Below are 16,326 nucleotides of genomic sequence, written 5' to 3'. Positions count from 1 at the left end.
ACCATAATAATTCTAACCCTGCAATCAAGATTAGTAAATAAATGAAAAACTTAGTTTTTTGTAAACTCAACAAATAATCAATTATTAAAATAATTATTTATTATTTTTAATACATTAATAAAACTTGGATTTTTTTTAGAAATTTGATTACTAGAATCATGATTTTTAAGATCATTTTCCTCTTTGTCAATAAAAAATTTCTTGTAAAACATTTCAATATCATTAAAAAGATAATCTCCTTTTAATTTTTCATTTAATTCTAAAGATAATTCAGATTTCACAGATTCTTGGCAAAAATTAGTGATTTCTTCTGAACTAATTAAAACCTTATAAATTTCTTTTTTTTCTTCTGAATTAGCATTAAAGCATAAATAAATCATATTAATCATTGAACAGTTATTATTTTTAATTTTGAATTTTTTATAAATGTCTGGCCAAAATTTTAAGGATTTTAGACCTTCTAAACCTCCTTGACTGAGAGAGTATTTGTTACACCAATCTACAAATTCTGAGACATCTTTTGGACATCTTTTGAGTTGTAAAAGCATATCTGATAAAACTTGTCCTGCCTGAAAATTCCTTGTTGGTTTTCCTTCCGTTGGTAGTGTCATGCTCCCTAAGACGTCAGCCTTAACAGCATTTAACTGAGAGAAAGTATAATCTCCTTTTTCACAAGATTTGTCATTAATTATTTCCTTTGCACTAATTATTTCTTCACCATAACCAAGTTCTTTTAATGAAAGATATTTGTTCTCTAATTTATTTTCTTTCCTAACTTGTAATGATACAGAAGCGGCCTGATCTAAACATTGAGTCAATAATATCGTATTAATACTAGGTAACATTCCTGGCTTATCGGAATGAAAGTTATTTATAAAACCTGCAAATATGGATGAGATGTTTTTTATTGATTTTATATATTGACATTCAATATTATGAACTCCAGGAGAAACTTGAATTTTCGGTGACAATTGATTCAAAATACGAGCTCCTATTAAAGCAGTTAGAGCATCAGGATGGCAGAAATTTGCAGTAAAACTATCATTAGGATTTCGTAAGGCCCCGTGACGATGAAATCCTGTAAAAAAAGCTAAATTTGGATATTTATTACAGAGAATAATAGGTTTTTTACTCTCATTATCAATGCAAAAAGAACCGACTAGACATCCAAGAACCACATTTTCTCTTTTTAAACTTTTTCTTAGTTCTAAAGCATGTTTAACATCATCTTGTATATGATTACTATTTGAAGCAAGAATAACTATTTCGCATCTCAAGAGAAGATCTTTTAGATCAAAAGACTTTCTTATTCCTTCTGATGTAGGATGTCCCATTCTCTTAATCTTTTCAACAGTCTCATTATCCATATCAGAAAGAACATCATTTGAGAAAGCGCCTAACAAATCTCTATCTTCCCTAGGAGCTAAGAGAATATTTTTTGAATTTCCATGCATAGCACAGTTATATGCTAAAGATGCAGGATATAAACCAACGCTGTAAAATCCAACTTTGCTATTCTCTATATCTTCAATCAATGAATAAAAATATTTTTTATCATTTATGTTTTCTATGAAATTATTCTTCATTTTTGGAAATTCTTGATAATTTTTTAATTTCTTACCCATACCAATATTTTTCTACATTAAAGCAATTCTTGACCATAGCAAATTATTTATTATAAATATTGAATTTTTTAATTTATAATTTTTATGAAAAATGAAAATTAAATTAAAAGATAAATAATTATAAATATGGAACATATAGCAAGTAATTTAAAGGCACAAAAACAATTAATTTCTTCTAAAAATATCTTAATTATTCAAGATATTGATGGGGTTTGTATCCCTTTAGTTAAAGATCCAATGACTAGAAAATTAGAACCAAAATATATCTATGCAGTAAAAGAGTTTGCCGAGGAATTCTTTGTTTTAACTTGCGGGGAACATGAAGGTCCAAGAGGGGTTAACAGAATAATAGAAAGAAGTTTAAAGAGCACTACTGAGGCTAAAAACAAAGAACTATATTTAAGAGGTTTAGCAGCCTGTGGAGTAGAGTATCAAGACAACAAAGGTAAAATAAGTTTTGAAGGAGTCTCAGAAAAAGAACTAACTTTTTTATCTAAAGTACCAAGTTTAATAAGACCAAAATTTAATTTTATAGTTAAGAATATTTTTCCTGAACTTAGCCAAGAAGATATCAATTTTCACGCAGTAAAATCAATATGTGAAACACGCTTCTCACCAACGATTAATTTCAATAGTCTATTTGATTTAGTTCACAAAGATTCTGATAAAAGAAAGCTTATTCAAATTAGTTTTGAAAAAATGATGAATGAAATCATCTTAAAAGCTGAATCAGAAGGCCTCAAAAACTCATTTTTCCTTCATATTTCACCAAATTTAGGTAATAAAAATGGTAGAGAAATAATTAAACTCTCTTCTCAAGATGATATCGGATCAACAGACATACAATTACTTATTAAAGGAGCAGTTAAAGATTCTGGAGTTTTATTTCTTTTAAATAAATATATTGCAGATAAAACTGGTAAAGCTCCTTTTGGAAGAAATTTTAATTTTAGAAACTCTCCAAATTCTGTTACGGAAAAAATTGACTTATGCAAAAGATCTATTCAAAAAGAAGATATGCCTTTGATTGTAGGAGTTGGTGACACAGTCACATCAAAAAAAAATAATGATGAAAAAAGTTTTTTAAGAGGAGGAAGTGATAGGTCTTTTCTAGAATTCATACAAATATTAGGTAATGAATTTGGGATTAAGAATAAAATAATTTTTGTAGATAGTAGTTCTGGCGAGGTTGAAAGACCCTCTACAAAAAAAACTGGTTTAACAGGGATCAGTGATGTTAATGACAACTTAAAGTTTGACATAGTTTTTAAAAATGGTCCCAAAGAATACATAAGTTGGTTTATTGAACTTGCTAATAAAAGATCAAACTTTAAAAAAAATAGTTGACTTTTTAATTTTCAAATGACAATTTATAAATAATAGATTTATGAAAGAAAAATTTCCCTCAATATATAAAGAACCTATAGAAACATTGCAAATTAACATAGGTTATAAATGCAATCAGGCTTGTAATCATTGTCATGTCAATTCGAGTCCCCTAAGGACTGAAAAGATGTCTAAAGAAATGATATCTCTTATCCCAAAGGTAATTGAAAAATACAAAATCAAGACTTTAGATATTACAGGTGGTGCGCCAGAACTCCACCCAGAATTTAAAAACCTAATAACCAGTCTGAGCACAAAACAAGTTGATATTATTGATAGATGCAATTTGACAATTTTCTTTGAAGAAGGTTATGAAGATATTCCTCAATTTCTTGCCAAGAATAAAGTGATAGTTACTGCTTCGCTACCGTGTTATGAAAAAAATAATGTTGATTCTCAAAGGGGTTTTGGGGTTTTTGAAAAAAGTATTAATGCCATAAAAATTCTTAATGATTTAGGCTATGGAAAGAAAGAAAATGGACTACAATTAAATCTTGTTTACAATCCTGTAAGCCCAATTCTCCCTCCTTCTCAAGACATATTGGAGAAGGATTACAAAAAAATACTTTTAGAGAAATACAATATCGTTTTTAATAGTTTATACACAATAACTAATATGCCAATAAATAGATATGAAGAATCTCTTAGAAGAGAAGGAAAACTAAATACTTATTACAAATTACTAAAAGAAAATTTTAATGCAAAAAATTTAGAAAATCTCATGTGTAAAAAGACAATTAGTGTAAATTGGCTAGGAGAAATTTATGATTGTGACTTTAACCAACAGATAAATTTTCGAGAGAATAAAGGACCGAATACACTTTTTGATCTATTGGATGAATCATTTACTTTTGACTACGGGGTAGCTGTAAAAGAACATTGTTTTGCTTGCACTGCAGGTGCAGGGTCAAGTTGTGGAGGGACTTTGAGTTAAAACCTACTAAATGCAATTAGGACAAATAGCTCTTACATTTAAAGAGGATTCAATTAGTTTAAAACCATTAACTTTTGCTGCAACTTTGCCTGCTTCTAAAACTTCATCGTTTTCAAATTCTTCTGTTCTTCCACACCTAATACAAATCAAATGATGATGATCCGGTGTGTCATTACTAAGCAATTCATATCTGTGTCCACCCTCACTTAGTTCTAATTCATGAAGCAAACCCATTTGGACTAAAAGTCTTAAAGTTCTATAAATTGTTGCTAGTGAAACTTTGGAGCTTGTTTTAACTAACTTTTCATGAACCTCTTCAGCACTAAGATGCTTTCCAGAGCCAATATTTTCAAATAAATTAAGAACCTTGAGCCTCTGAGGAGTTAACCTCTTCCCATCTTTATGTAATCCATCACTAAGAGGCGATGTAATGACTTTGTATTGCGAGGAAAATGACAAAATTAACCCATGGCTATTCTCAATAATAACTCTAGATGAGAGTAAAACAACTTTTTGATTTAAAATGTTTACTAAAGTTCTTCAAAATATTATGTTAAATATATCTTTATATTTAACTGATGAATGATCAAGAAATCTCTTCTGATAAGTTATCATCGAAAGTCAACGCCTTGCTAATTATTGATATTCAGGAAAAAATAATAAGACCAATTTTTAATAAGGATTCAATAATCAAAAACATTAAAAAGCTAATAAATGCTTACCAAATTTTAGAAGAAAACATATTTATATCTGAACAAAACCCACTCAAATTGGGAGTAACCATACCTGAATTATCATCCATAGCAGAATTTAGAAAATTTGAAAAAATGGAATTTAGCCTAGCTAAATTAGAAGATTTTTTAAAAGAACTTAAAGATAAGAAAATTACTAATTTGATAGTTTGTGGGATCGAAACGCATATTTGTATTCAACAAACAGTCTTAGATTGTTTACAAAAAGGATTTGAAATCATTCTCATATCAGATGCCATGGGAAGTCGAAATAGGATAGATCATGAAATAGCATTACAAAGAATGACTCGAAGTGGGGCGACCTTAACAACAACTGAGTCAATAATTTTTGAATTATGCAAGACTGCGGATAGAAAAGAATTTAAAGAAATTAGAAATATAATAATGAGTTAAAGAAAAATAAAGACTGGCTTGTTGTTTAGAGATAATTTAAAATTTTATTAGAGATAAATTTTAAGGGTTTATTTGAATATGAAATTAGTTACTGAAAACTTCCTTCTAGCAATATCTATTTTTTTTATTGGAACTTTATTATCGATAATAATTTCTAAACTTTCAAAAATTTTTTTTAAAAAGATTTCCAAAAGAACAAAAACAAATTTCGATGATTTTATTTTTGAGGTGATATCTGGAGTTATAAAACCTATAGGTTTCCTCCTCTCATTTTATTTTTCAATTGACTATTTTTTTGCTGATGAAGTAACTTTCATCTCTATCTTGTTGAATATTTTGCAATTATTTATATTAATTATCATCATAAAAGCTCTCAACAAAGTTTTAATAAGATCTTTAACAGAATCGACCTCGAAAATTAATGATTCTTCAATTAGTTCAATGGTATCTTCACTAACTCCATTGATAAAAGCATTAACATGGACTGTTGGCTCAATATTTTTCTTACAAAATATAGGTGTTCAAATGACTGCTATTTGGGCTTTACTCAGTGCAGGAGGTATTGGAGCAGGATTAGCTTTGAAAGATCCAGTTCAGGAGTTTTTTGAATATATAACAATTTTGCTTGATAAACCTTTTCAAAAAGGAGAGTTTATAAAATCTGATGGAGTACTCGGAATGGTTGAGAGAGTTGGAGTACGATCCTCAAGGATAAGAAGTATTAATGGAGAAGTAATAGTAATGAGCAATAGCGCCCTAACAAATGGAATAATTTCAAATTACGCACAAATGGAAAAAAGGAGGTTAGTGCATAAATTGGGAGTTGTTTATGAAACCTCTCCAAAACTTATGAAATTGATTCCCATAATAATTAAAAAAATAGTTGAAGAGACAAAAGATGCGTCTTTTGATAGATGTCATTTCACAGATTTCGGCGACTTTAGTCTTAATTTCGAACTTGTTTATTACATCCCAACAAATAATTATCTCGCTGCAATGGAAGCTCAACAATCTATAAATTTAAGAATTATTGAGGAATTTGCAATTAATAATATAGAGTTTGCATTCCCAACACAAACCTTAAATATTGAAAGTAACAAAGCCAAATGATCTACAAATCTCTTCACTTAAAACCCAGAGTTTTGAAGCCAAATCAGAATTATTTGCCTCATCACTAACCTTACTTTCAACTAATTTATGTTTTTTAAAAGATATAAGTTTATTACTTAAATGGACGTAACCAATATTATTTAACTTTGAATCAAAAACAATTTCAGAAAGTATCTCACCAGCATTTTCTATACTTTCAGAAATTCCTAAAATATTTTTTGCAGCTTTAGAAAAAATTAAATATCCAAAGAGATTAAAATGCTTACTATATCTAAAAAAACCGAGATCATCATTTGGTATTACTAGACCTGGAGCCCAAGTAATTACAGAAATTTTACTAGAGGAAATTTTTAATTTTTTTTCAAGTTCTTTAGCAAACAAAATATTACATAACTTACTATTTTTATAAGCTTGATCAGCATTAAAATTTAAAAATTGCCCAGTTACTTTTTTTCTAAAATCAACTAGGTTATTAAGTCCCGCTTTCTTTCCTATATTGCCACCTGAACTTTTGGGGTCGTGAACATCTGATGATGTAATAATGATCCTGGATTCTTCTTGATCTCTAATTAAATCTTTTAAGATGTTCACTAAATAAAAATGTGCAAGATGATTAACTGCAAAAGTTAGTTCTATACCTTGTTTTGATACTTTAGGGTAAAAAGAACCCGTGTATTGCAATCCTGCATTTAAAACAACCACATTTAAGAAAATCTTTTTACTAATAAAGTAATCCTTAATTTTTTTAATATTCTTAAGATTTGAAAGATCACAATTTTCAATAATATTTAAATATTTACTGATATAATTTTTGTCAAAATATTTCTCAATTGTTTTGAGAAATTCTTTCTTTCTTAATTCAGATTTTATTACAACGTATAAATTATTTTTCGTCTTTAGTAAATTAATGATGGCAAAAAGCCCTATACCTGAATTACCTCCTGTAATTAAAATATTTTTATTTTTAATCATTTAACTTGCTATATATTTTTTTATAATAAAAAATTTTATAAGTATTTTTTATTTTGTAATCTTATAAATTATTGTTAAAACACTGAAAACTTAGTCACTAGTAATTGAGTAATTTGATTATTATAAAATCTACTCTCATTACAAGCATTGGATGAAATATATAACCCAAAGCGCAGAAGTTATAATTTGTCACGTAAATTTCTTTAATCATAAGATTTATATTTAATGTCAAAAGAAAATATGCCAGATGTTCTTGTTTTGGGTGCAGGGCCTGCAGGTATGGCAATTGCCTCAGCTTTGGGGAAGGAAAAATTAGATGTTGAAGTGCTTTCTCCAAATGGACCAGATGAACCATGGCCAAACACTTATGGCATTTGGGGGGAAGAAGTTGATCAACTCGGGCTTCAGGATTTACTTGAATATAGATGGAAGAATACCGTAAGTTTTTTTGGGCATGGTGCTTTAGAAGAGCAGGACGACGAGAATAAAGCCACAGAACATTCACTAGATTATGGACTATTTGATAAGAAGAAACTCCACAATTATTGGTTTAATGAATGCAATAAGTCTTTTATTAAATGGCATCAAGGCTTTGCAAACAAAATACATTTTGAAAAATACAAAAGTACAGTAACTACAAAAGATGGCAAGACTTACTCTGCAAGATTAGTAGTAGATGCCACAGGATACGATCCTGTTTTTCTTAAATTAAAATCGTGTGGTCCCTTAGCAGTCCAAACTTGTTATGGGATAGTAGGTAATTTTAGTAAACCTCCACTTAAGAAGGGTCAGTTTGTATTAATGGACTATAGAAATGACCATCTTAACGATGAGCAAAAAAAAGAACCGCCGACTTTTCTTTATGCCATGGATATGGGGGATGGGAAATATTTTCTCGAAGAGACATCTCTTGGTTTAGTAAATCCTCTAACAATGGAAAATTTAAAAGAGAGACTAGAGAAGAGGCTTTCTTATCGAAATATATCAATCACAAGCATGCAACATGAAGAGCTTGGCTTATTTCTCCCTATGAATATGCCAATCCCAGATTTCAAACAACAAATACTTGGATATGGTGGTGCTGCTTCAATGGTACATCCTGCATCTGGATATTTAATTGGTAATGTTTTAAGAAGAGCTCCACTTGTCGCTAAGGCAGTTTCAGAAGCAATTAAAAACAAAAATCTAAGTACCTATCATATTGCTAGAAAAGGTTGGGAAACCCTGTGGTCAAAAGAATTAATTAGAAAGAAATCACTTTACCAATTTGGATTAGAAAAACTCATGAGGTTTGATGAGAAACTATTGAGAGAATTTTTTGGCAGTTTTTTCCAACTACCTAAAAATCAATGGTATGGTTTTCTAACTGATACTCTTTCCTTAAAAGAGATTGTATATGCGATGTGCATAATGTTTATAAAGGCTCCATGGAGTGTAAAGAAAGGTCTTATGATTATGCATGGAAGAGAATTTAAAATGTTACTTAGGATAATATTTCCAAACATATAGTTTAAAAATGAGAACCATACTAATAAGTGGAGCAAATAGAGGTATTGGACTAAATATTGCTCATAAAGAATTAAAAGAAGGTAATAGAATTAGTGTTGGCATAAGAGATTTAAAATCATTAAAAGGAAGCGCAATTGATCCAAAAAATTGGCCCGAAGGGAAAATTATAATCAACCACTATGATGCATTAAAAAAAATTACAGCAGAAAATTGGATAAAGAATACCTTAGATGAATTTGGAGGATTTGATTCAGTAATAAATTGTTCTGGAGTATTATCGAAAGTTCCTTTCTTGTACAAAGATGGTGATGAAGAAGATATTTTAAATACATTAAATGTTAATTTTTTGGCAATTTGGAATTTATGTAGGCTTTCCTGGGATCATTTATGTACCTCAGGCAGAGGAAGAATTATTGTTTTAGTTTCAATGAGTGGGAAAAGATCTAAAGGCGATCTAGCCGCTTATTCTTCTTCAAAGTTTGCTTTGATGGGATTATGCCAAACTATGAAAAACAAAGGTTGGGATAAAAATATAAGGATTTCAGCAATTTGCCCTAGCTGGGTAAATACAAAAATGGCTCAAAATATCTCTACCTTAGACAAATTAAGCATGACACAACCTGAAGATATTGCTGAAATATGCTCAACTATTCTAAAGTTACCTACCCAATCAGTTCCATTTGAAATTGCCTTAAATTGTAATTATGAAAATTAACCTAAATTGAAAATTAAGTAAGCCATTGAAAGCATTGCAATTGCAATAAATAAACCTTTTATTCGATTAGTTAACAATGAAAAAAGTGATAAATCTTCAGAGAAGTATCCGCCAAAACTACCTGTAATAAATAATATAACCATTGGTAAAGATGCCATTCCGAAAGAATAAGATATAGATTTTACAAATCCAAAATTTAAATAATTAAAAACAAAGGAACTTAATGAAAACAATAGAAAAGATGCAAATAGAGTTATGGAAACTTCAGCATCTAAAGTGTGAGGTAAGCTACCCTTTAATTCAAATTGCTTTTTACATTCTCTAATTTGTCTTTTTGAAAGCTTTAAATAACCAGTTTCAGGAATTCTTTGCGACTTATATTTTCTTAGTAATCTTGCTTCAAGAGTTTCTGGCTCCTTTGTCATAATTGATGTTAATAATTCATCTGGCTTTAATTTCTTGATTTTCTTTTCAAGATTATCCGTTTTACCAATCCTGTAAAGGTCTCCTACTCTTATAAGGTAAACATATCCCGACATTTGCGTTGTAAAATTAATACTGTTCCTAATTAGATAATACTAAAAGAATTAGGGAAATTAAAAGTTTTTACAATATGAAAAACGATATTTTGTATTCATTTCGAAGATGTCCATATGCAATTCGCGCAAGGTGGGCCCTGTTAATTTGTGAAATAAAAGTAGAGATAAGAGAAATTGATTTAAAAAATAAACCTCTAGATTTTTTAAATAATTCAAAGACAAAAACGGTTCCAATACTTATAAAAAAGAATAGAGAAGTTATTGAAGAAAGTCTTGAAATCATCCTATGGGCTCTCTCGGAGTCAAAAAAGGAAAACATCAAATTAACTTATTTTCCTGAGAACAAAAAGAAAGATATTTTTGAAATAATTAATGAAAACGATAATGAATTCAAATATCATTTAGATCGATTTAAATATGCCACAAGATATAAGAATAGTGATGAAGAATTTCATTTCAAAAATTCAATTAAATTCATAAAAAGATGGAACGAACTTCTAGCAGAAAACAAATACTTTTTTGGAGACAACCCCACAATCGCTGATTGGTCTATTTGGCCTTTTGTAAGACAATTTAGAATCGCTTGTGAAAGTCAAAAAAGAACAAATTATTTCGAATCCTCCATAAAAAACTGGTTAGATTCATTTGAGAAAAATAAAGAATTTAAATCCTTAATGTATAAATACGAAATATGGGAACCATATTCTAGAAGGAATTATTTCCCATCTAATTAACTTTCCAACAACTTCCTTTTCTCAATTATTCTTGCTAACTCCAAAAAATATCCTGCAGTCCTAAATTTGCCTATATTTTTTTCCTTAAAATCAAGATCGCTTCTAATTTCCGCAGTCTCCGCCATAAGCAAATCTAAATCATTTGATCCAAGACTATACAATTCACCAAGTTCGATTTCCCTTCCGAGTAAATGACTCCTAAACCACTTCCCTTTATTTTCTTGAGGTGGAATATCGTAGGGAGTAAATGACATTAAAATAAATTTGTGGCTATTACCATTCTAGGGTTCTTATTGAAACTTTTTCATCTCTACTTTATTAAAAATCAATGCAATAAGAAGAATTGCGAATGTAAGTAGGGCACAAATTTCTGTCCAAAAATCTAACCCAATTTTAGAAATCATTAATGGTGCAAGAACTGTGAATAGTCCCCCAGATAGAATTAACTGAGCGAAAAGCTGTTTTGACGTAAAAATTGGTAAAGTCTTAGAAATATTTTTAGGATCTGCAAGCCTTAAAAGAAGTAACCCAGAAGCTACTACACCTGTAGAATTTCCAAACTCTATCAAGCTTTTTTCAAACCAATAATCATCAAAAATAAAGTATGCGAAATAAGCAATGCAGATTAAATTCCAAAATAAACCAAAAAAAGTAAACACTAAGATAAGTATCCAATTATCAAAAACAACTGCAATATCTAAACTCGCCATAGCTGTAAAAATCAATAAGTCTGTGGATAAAATACCAATCTCCCTTTGCAGAATATTTGAAATAAATTCTGTATTTTTGGTTTTCTCTAAAATATATCTAATAAGGAGCGAACCTATAAGGATAAAAGGGAATACTGGTAATGAAAAAATAATTTCCTTCGAAAAATCTCCAAAAGAACTTGAAATATACCTTAAAAATTTAAGTAGCAAAACACCAAAAGAAATTGCCAAACCAGAGAATCCAAGATTTATTATAAAAATTCTTAAATCCGCAAAAATTCCTGTATTATTTTTTCCCTTTAGATTATCTTTTTGTTCAAGAATTTCCTCAGTATCTGAAAGACCTAAAGTTCTTCCAAGAAAAATAAATATGCTGCCCAAAATTGAAGAAGATAAAAGACCCATTGTTGCCATAGCCAAACCAAGATCTAAACCATTTGGGAAACCTAGTTTATTAAAACTCTCACCAATTATTGATGCAGCTCCATGACCACCCTCAAAACCTACCTCTATTAAACAACCCATTAGAGGATTTGCATTCATAGATGGAGGCAGAAAATATTTAACAACAAGTCCACCGACAAAAAATTGTCCGAAACCTAGTGAAAGAGCTAATAGAAATTGATTAAAAATTGGTTTAACTAAACCATTTATATTCGGGATAGGTCTTCCCATCATTAAAGTTGCGAAGACTAATGATAAAAGAGGAGTAGGAAAATTACTCCAAACATTGATTGTTTCTTTTGGCAAAAAGTGTATAGCTCCAAATGGGCCTATAGATATACCTAAAATTCCTGATATAACTGCTATCGGTAATCCAAATCTCTCGAGTTGAACAGCTAGTTTAAATTTTCTCCCAAAAATCAACAAAAAAAATATAATTAATAATCCCAAAAAACTTATCAATAGAGAATTTGAAAAAATATCTTTATTCTGTATCGAAAAAATATTCAATGATTTCAAAAACATATATTTCTAAATCTAAATTAATAAACAAAATTTTTCAAATAAAAAAGGCCCCGTTAAGAGGAGCCTTTTGATATTGGTAAGAAAATTTGAAAATTAATCTTTAAGAGTAACTGTTGCACTATCAATATTACTGATAGCATTTGTAACTCTCTTGAAATCAAAGCCTAGGGCTCTTAAAGCGTGCCATAGATGACCTTGAATAAAGAAGAATCCAAAATAGTAATGAACATTTGCTAACCATGCCCTTGAAGTGTACTCACCATCAGGAAGATCAACAGTATCTACCCAATAAGGAGAAATACTAAACTTCAATTCAAGTGGTTCACCAAAGAATTCAGTTGGATAAACTGTTGTGTTAGCTGCACTCCAGAAGGCTGCAATAATGGCCATCCAGCCTATTCCAGCTAATGACCATGAAAGAACAGCTTCTGCAGAAAGAAGTCCTTTACCTTTAAATTTGGTATATTCACCAACTTGCTTAGTAGCAATATGCCAAGCTCCACCAGTGATCTCAACGAAAGCAAGAAAAGCATGGCCTCCCATTACTTCCTCAAGGCTATCAATAGTTAAAAAATCTGTTTGGTGATTCCAAATTTTGGCTAAATTTAATTCATACTCAACCTGTCTTACAGAACCAATAGCTGGATCATAAATTCCATGCACTCTTGCCCATTCAACAAAAGCGATAACTGCGAAACCAAGAATAATTAGATGGTGACCAAGAATAAATGTCAATTTGTCTGGATTATCCCATTCAATATTGAATTTTCTAGCTCTTGCTACATCGGAATCTTCTAGATTTCCAGGAAGAAGTAAAGAGTGTAAAAGTCCGCCTGCTGCTAAAACCATAGAAGAAACTAAGTGAACTATTGCTATCGCTAGAACAGGTTTAGTATCTCCCATCGCAACGCCATTAGCATCAAACCCTATTCCAAGAGTTGCTAAATGAGGAAGAACGATTAGAGGTTGATGACCCATTGGGACACTGGGGTCAAATCGTGAAAGTTCAAAAAGGGTGAATGCACCCGCCCAGAAAACAATTAATCCTGCATGAGCTACATGAGCAGCAATGAATTTTCCTGAGCGATTTGCTACACCTGAATTACCAGCCCACCATCCATAGGTAGTATCTGGATTTCCATAGGTTTGCATTTAGGAATTGATTAGCTTAAACGTTTTGAGAATACTTTATATTTCACCAAACAGTTGAATTCATAACAAAATTGTAAAGGTTAGTAATTCTAACTCTTCTTAAACAAGAAACCTTTATCAAGATAATCCAATAGCAAAAAAGGTAGATTTAATGAAGAAAAATTATTCTTAGAAATACGTGCTCTATCAAATAAACCAGTATTTTTAGATTCAAATAAGTTAAATAAATTTCATTTTGCTGACATTAAACGATATTTTGTTTCATTAAACCATGATAGTTATTGCCTCATTTTCAAACAATTATTAAATATAGAATAAGACATCTAATATTATGACTACTTCTCAAGAGTCTTCTAGAAAATTTTCACTAGTAATGAAATCGGAAGTTCATTACAAAAAGGCTGCAAAATCCTACAGAAAATCAAAACAATACATAAATATGATTAACTTATATCCAACTTTGCAAAACACTCTGATTGAATGTCAGGATGAAAATCTGATCGAATAAAGATTTTATATATTTTTCAAATTATTCTTCAAAATTCATATTAATTTCAGGCCGCAACATCATAGTTTTCTTCAAAATAAAATTTATTGATTATTTTTCTACACATTTTTATGTTATAAAGCGCTTTAGGGTTCCAAGGTTTTCTCTGACCGAGTGGAGAGCTTTTCCAATGAATTCCAGGCTTGAGTATTCCATTTTCACGTAAGAAGGAAAGTTTAATTTCAGTTATTCCCAGTTTTTCCGCGGCAAGCTCTGATGAGTTCCACATATCCCCTAACATTGAATTAAGTAAATATTATTAATCCTTGATAACGTTAATTTTATTTTTTTGAAAGGGGTAAAACTTTTAAATAATTATTAATTAATAAAAAACCTAGTATTAACAAAGAAAAGAGATTTGAAAGATTTATATCAAATTAAGAAATATTAAATATAGAATCTTCATTAATGAAAATCTCATCGATATCCTCCCCTTTATTGATTGATTTATATTTTACGTATTCTTCTGTAATCGATTGATGCTTTGAAAGATTGATCCAACCCTTGTGCCAATTTCCACTATTTATTAATTCTTCGTAAGTAGTTTTTAAGTTAATTCCAGAATCAAGGACAGAAACCATTAAAAAACTAATATTCCCTTTTTCTATAGTCTCATTTAATAAAACAAAATGTCTTAATCCATTTATGGTTTTATTAGAAGTCCAGTAATTTTCCATAATTATTTTTTCTTAATGTTCCCCCTCAGATTTTTTTCTTGATATCTTCTTATATTCATTTCTAATTTCTTCTAATAAAAGTTTTCTTCTATCCATATAATGAACAGAATCTTGTTTTGATAAGTTATATCTTTCTTTTTTAGTTAATTTCATCCAATTATTAAGGTTCTTCTTATTGAAAGTTGTTATTTTTTTAGACTTAGAAACTTTTTGTTTTCTAATTAATTTAAGAAAATTTTTTAAATTAGAAAATATTAATATGAAAACAAAAATTATCACTATCTTCAAGAACATCTCTTTACAAGTAAGTTATTTTTTATCCACTTTTCTAATTTAATATCATTACCAAAGGATATAAGCTCTTCTTGGTTCCTATTACCTGATTGATCAAAGAGCCTTATAATAAATTTTCCTTTAACTGCCTCATCATCACCAATAACAATAATACTTTTAGACTTTAGTTTATTAGCCTTTTTAAATTGCTTAGAGAATGAGGCTCCGCTTAAATCTAACTCAACTAACAAATCATAATTTCTTAATTTTCTAGATAAATCCATTGCTAATGGTTCAGCAACTAAGCCTTGATTAATGATATAAATATCAGTATTTCTTGGAATTTCAAGCTCTTTTCCTGCGAGTAAAATTAATCTTTCTAAACCAATAGCGAAACCAATTGCAGGGGTATTTGGCCCTCCCATTTGTTTTATTAGATCGTCATATCTTCCTCCTCCGCAAACTGTAGCTTGGGAGCCTAGATCCCCACTAGTAATCTCAAAAGCTGTATGGGTGTAGTAATCTAAACCTCTTACAAGATTAAAATTTTCCACATAAGGTATTTTTAAAACCTCTAAATTTTTCTTTAAGTTTGAATATCTTTTAAGACTTTTTTCAGATAAAAAATTAAATAATCTTGGCGCATTCTTTAGAGCTTTTTGTGTTTGAATATTCTTAGAGTCCAAAATCCTTAAGGGATTTTTAGTAATCCTATTCTGAGAATCTAAATCTAGAGAATTTTTATTTATTTCTAGCCATTTTAAAAAGGAATTTTGAAAATTTAATCTATCATCAAGATCGCCCAAAGTATTTATTTCAAGATTAAGTTCTTTTATTCCTAATTTACCTAAGATATCCCAAGCTAAAGCAATAATTTCAACATCACTTCTAACTGAATCATATCCTATAAACTCAACACCTAACTGATGAAACTGTCTTTGCCTACCTGCTTGAGGTCTTTCATATCGAAACATAGGCCCCATATACCAAAGTTTTTGTAGAGGATGATTAGACAACATTCCATTTTGTATTAATGCTCTTGCAACGGATGCGGTTCCTTCAGGCCTAAGAGTGCAGGATCTCTCCCCTCTATCAATAAATGTATACATTTCCTTACTGACAACATCTGTTCCTTCACCAATTCCTCTTATAAATAATTCGGTCATTTCTAGTATTGGTGTTCTTATTTCATTGATAGATGCTCTTGCAAGCTGCTCCAATACAATTTTCTCAACGTTTTGCCACTTTATTAATTGATCAGGCAGCAAATCTACCGTTCCTCTAAGATTTTTTAAGTTATTCAAAGTTCTAGAAAATAATTCAAAATTT

Annotated in this window: 19 protein-coding genes; 8 read left to right on the top strand and 11 right to left on the bottom strand. The window is 29.8% G+C overall.

Annotated features, from left to right (window positions below):
* Window positions 1-77 precede the first annotated feature (77 nt).
* A complete protein-coding gene (locus JJ844_06970) occupies window positions 78-1,586 on the bottom strand; it encodes a hypothetical protein (protein ID MBO6975415.1) in 1,509 nt (502 codons plus the stop codon).
* Window positions 1,587-1,751: 165 nt separating this feature from the next.
* Between JJ844_06970 and stpA the strand changes: the two genes are divergently transcribed.
* Window positions 1,752-2,972 (top strand): glucosylglycerol 3-phosphatase, encoded by a 1,221-nt coding sequence (gene stpA / locus JJ844_06965; protein ID MBO6975414.1) that lies wholly within the window; start codon window positions 1,752-1,754, stop codon window positions 2,970-2,972.
* Between the two features lie 40 nt (window positions 2,973-3,012).
* Window positions 3,013-3,945 carry an arsenosugar biosynthesis radical SAM protein ArsS gene (arsS, locus tag JJ844_06960; protein ID MBO6975413.1) on the top strand — a complete coding sequence of 311 codons (933 nt, stop codon included), beginning with the start codon at window positions 3,013-3,015 and terminating at the stop codon, window positions 3,943-3,945.
* A gap of 6 nt (window positions 3,946-3,951) precedes the next feature.
* Here the strand turns inward: arsS and JJ844_06955 are convergent, their stop codons facing one another.
* Entirely contained in the window at window positions 3,952-4,404 is a 453-nt protein-coding gene (locus tag JJ844_06955) for a transcriptional repressor (GenBank protein MBO6975412.1), read from the bottom strand.
* A gap of 119 nt (window positions 4,405-4,523) precedes the next feature.
* Here JJ844_06955 and JJ844_06950 point away from each other — a divergent pair, with 119 nt between their 5' ends.
* Window positions 4,524-5,090, top strand: coding sequence for a hydrolase (locus JJ844_06950; GenBank protein ID MBO6975411.1), 567 nt, complete (start codon window positions 4,524-4,526; stop codon window positions 5,088-5,090).
* Window positions 5,091-5,168: 78 nt separating this feature from the next.
* Entirely contained in the window at window positions 5,169-6,200 is a 1,032-nt protein-coding gene (locus JJ844_06945) for a mechanosensitive ion channel (protein MBO6975410.1), read from the top strand.
* On the opposite strand, the gene JJ844_06940 is transcribed toward JJ844_06945, so the two are convergent.
* Window positions 6,171-7,172, bottom strand: coding sequence for an SDR family NAD(P)-dependent oxidoreductase (locus JJ844_06940; protein ID MBO6975409.1), 1,002 nt, complete (start codon window positions 7,170-7,172; stop codon window positions 6,171-6,173). The two genes, JJ844_06945 and JJ844_06940, sit on opposite strands and share 30 nt — an antisense overlap.
* A 225-nt stretch (window positions 7,173-7,397) precedes the next feature.
* Here JJ844_06940 and JJ844_06935 point away from each other — a divergent pair, with 225 nt between their 5' ends.
* Both JJ844_06935 and JJ844_06930 read left to right on the top strand, forming a co-directional pair.
* Window positions 7,398-8,681: a lycopene cyclase family protein gene (locus tag JJ844_06935; protein ID MBO6975408.1), complete on the top strand. Its 1,284-nt coding sequence runs from the start codon at window positions 7,398-7,400 to the stop codon at window positions 8,679-8,681.
* Window positions 8,682-8,688: 7 nt separating this feature from the next.
* Window positions 8,689-9,396: an SDR family NAD(P)-dependent oxidoreductase gene (locus tag JJ844_06930; GenBank protein MBO6975407.1), complete on the top strand. Its 708-nt coding sequence runs from the start codon at window positions 8,689-8,691 to the stop codon at window positions 9,394-9,396.
* Here JJ844_06930 and JJ844_06925 read toward each other — a convergent pair.
* Entirely contained in the window at window positions 9,393-9,935 is a 543-nt protein-coding gene (locus JJ844_06925; GenBank protein MBO6975406.1) for a GIY-YIG nuclease family protein, read from the bottom strand. The two genes, JJ844_06930 and JJ844_06925, sit on opposite strands and share 4 nt — an antisense overlap.
* Window positions 9,936-10,009: 74 nt before the next feature.
* Between JJ844_06925 and JJ844_06920 the strand changes: the two genes are divergently transcribed.
* The gene (locus JJ844_06920) at window positions 10,010-10,669 is read left to right on the top strand and encodes a glutathione S-transferase (GenBank protein ID MBO6975405.1); all 660 of its coding nucleotides are present in this window, start codon (window positions 10,010-10,012) and stop codon (window positions 10,667-10,669) included.
* Here JJ844_06920 and JJ844_06915 read toward each other — a convergent pair.
* The 3 genes from JJ844_06915 to JJ844_06905 form a co-directional block, all read right to left on the bottom strand.
* Window positions 10,666-10,923 carry a hypothetical protein gene (locus JJ844_06915; GenBank protein ID MBO6975404.1) on the bottom strand — a complete coding sequence of 86 codons (258 nt, stop codon included), beginning with the start codon at window positions 10,921-10,923 and terminating at the stop codon, window positions 10,666-10,668. The genes JJ844_06920 and JJ844_06915 overlap by 4 nt on opposite strands.
* A gap of 36 nt (window positions 10,924-10,959) precedes the next feature.
* On the bottom strand, window positions 10,960-12,348 hold the full coding sequence (locus tag JJ844_06910) for a sodium:solute symporter (GenBank protein MBO6975403.1): 1,389 nt from the start codon (window positions 12,346-12,348) through the stop codon (window positions 10,960-10,962).
* Window positions 12,349-12,441: 93 nt separating this feature from the next.
* The gene (locus JJ844_06905; protein MBO6975402.1) at window positions 12,442-13,500 is read right to left on the bottom strand and encodes a chlorophyll a/b binding light-harvesting protein; all 1,059 of its coding nucleotides are present in this window, start codon (window positions 13,498-13,500) and stop codon (window positions 12,442-12,444) included.
* A gap of 331 nt (window positions 13,501-13,831) precedes the next feature.
* Here JJ844_06905 and JJ844_06900 point away from each other — a divergent pair, with 331 nt between their 5' ends.
* A complete protein-coding gene (locus JJ844_06900) occupies window positions 13,832-14,008 on the top strand; it encodes a hypothetical protein (GenBank protein MBO6975401.1) in 177 nt (58 codons plus the stop codon).
* Between the two features lie 46 nt (window positions 14,009-14,054).
* Here the strand turns inward: JJ844_06900 and JJ844_06895 are convergent, their stop codons facing one another.
* The 4 genes from JJ844_06895 to JJ844_06880 form a co-directional block, all read right to left on the bottom strand.
* A complete protein-coding gene (locus tag JJ844_06895; GenBank protein MBO6975400.1) occupies window positions 14,055-14,288 on the bottom strand; it encodes a hypothetical protein in 234 nt (77 codons plus the stop codon).
* Window positions 14,289-14,424: 136 nt separating this feature from the next.
* Window positions 14,425-14,724, bottom strand: coding sequence for a TIGR02450 family Trp-rich protein (locus tag JJ844_06890; GenBank protein ID MBO6975399.1), 300 nt, complete (start codon window positions 14,722-14,724; stop codon window positions 14,425-14,427).
* A 12-nt stretch (window positions 14,725-14,736) separates the two neighbouring features.
* Window positions 14,737-15,018, bottom strand: a complete 282-nt coding sequence (locus JJ844_06885; protein ID MBO6975398.1) for a glycoprotein — start codon at window positions 15,016-15,018, stop codon at window positions 14,737-14,739.
* On the bottom strand, window positions 15,009-16,301 hold the full coding sequence (locus tag JJ844_06880; GenBank protein ID MBO6975397.1) for a histidine--tRNA ligase: 1,293 nt from the start codon (window positions 16,299-16,301) through the stop codon (window positions 15,009-15,011). The genes JJ844_06885 and JJ844_06880 overlap by 10 nt, the downstream gene beginning before the upstream one ends.
* Window positions 16,302-16,326 lie beyond the last annotated feature (25 nt).

It is taken from the genome of Prochlorococcus marinus CUG1435 (assembly GCA_017644375.1).
Taxonomy (GTDB): domain Bacteria; phylum Cyanobacteriota; class Cyanobacteriia; order PCC-6307; family Cyanobiaceae; genus Prochlorococcus_A; species Prochlorococcus_A marinus_AH.
Note: the sequence above shows the minus strand (reverse complement) of the source record. Positions and strands in the feature narration are given on the sequence as shown.

Coding starts and splice junctions, on each gene's coding strand:
- JJ844_06940 (MBO6975409.1), bottom strand. CDS start 7,172: ATGATTAAAAATAAAAATATTTTAATTACAGGAGGTAATTCAGGTATA.
- JJ844_06885 (MBO6975398.1), bottom strand. CDS start 15,018: ATGTTCTTGAAGATAGTGATAATTTTTGTTTTCATATTAATATTTTCT.
- JJ844_06920 (MBO6975405.1), top strand. CDS start 10,010: ATGAAAAACGATATTTTGTATTCATTTCGAAGATGTCCATATGCAATT.
- arsS (MBO6975413.1), top strand. CDS start 3,013: ATGAAAGAAAAATTTCCCTCAATATATAAAGAACCTATAGAAACATTG.
- JJ844_06895 (MBO6975400.1), bottom strand. CDS start 14,288: ATGTTAGGGGATATGTGGAACTCATCAGAGCTTGCCGCGGAAAAACTG.
- JJ844_06890 (MBO6975399.1), bottom strand. CDS start 14,724: ATGGAAAATTACTGGACTTCTAATAAAACCATAAATGGATTAAGACAT.
- JJ844_06915 (MBO6975404.1), bottom strand. CDS start 10,923: ATGTCATTTACTCCCTACGATATTCCACCTCAAGAAAATAAAGGGAAG.
- JJ844_06970 (MBO6975415.1), bottom strand. CDS start 1,586: ATGAAGAATAATTTCATAGAAAACATAAATGATAAAAAATATTTTTAT.
- JJ844_06950 (MBO6975411.1), top strand. CDS start 4,524: ATGAATGATCAAGAAATCTCTTCTGATAAGTTATCATCGAAAGTCAAC.
- stpA (MBO6975414.1), top strand. CDS start 1,752: ATGGAACATATAGCAAGTAATTTAAAGGCACAAAAACAATTAATTTCT.
- JJ844_06900 (MBO6975401.1), top strand. CDS start 13,832: ATGACTACTTCTCAAGAGTCTTCTAGAAAATTTTCACTAGTAATGAAA.
- JJ844_06910 (MBO6975403.1), bottom strand. CDS start 12,348: ATGTTTTTGAAATCATTGAATATTTTTTCGATACAGAATAAAGATATT.
- JJ844_06905 (MBO6975402.1), bottom strand. CDS start 13,500: ATGCAAACCTATGGAAATCCAGATACTACCTATGGATGGTGGGCTGGT.
- JJ844_06925 (MBO6975406.1), bottom strand. CDS start 9,935: ATGTCGGGATATGTTTACCTTATAAGAGTAGGAGACCTTTACAGGATT.
- JJ844_06935 (MBO6975408.1), top strand. CDS start 7,398: ATGTCAAAAGAAAATATGCCAGATGTTCTTGTTTTGGGTGCAGGGCCT.
- JJ844_06945 (MBO6975410.1), top strand. CDS start 5,169: ATGAAATTAGTTACTGAAAACTTCCTTCTAGCAATATCTATTTTTTTT.
- JJ844_06930 (MBO6975407.1), top strand. CDS start 8,689: ATGAGAACCATACTAATAAGTGGAGCAAATAGAGGTATTGGACTAAAT.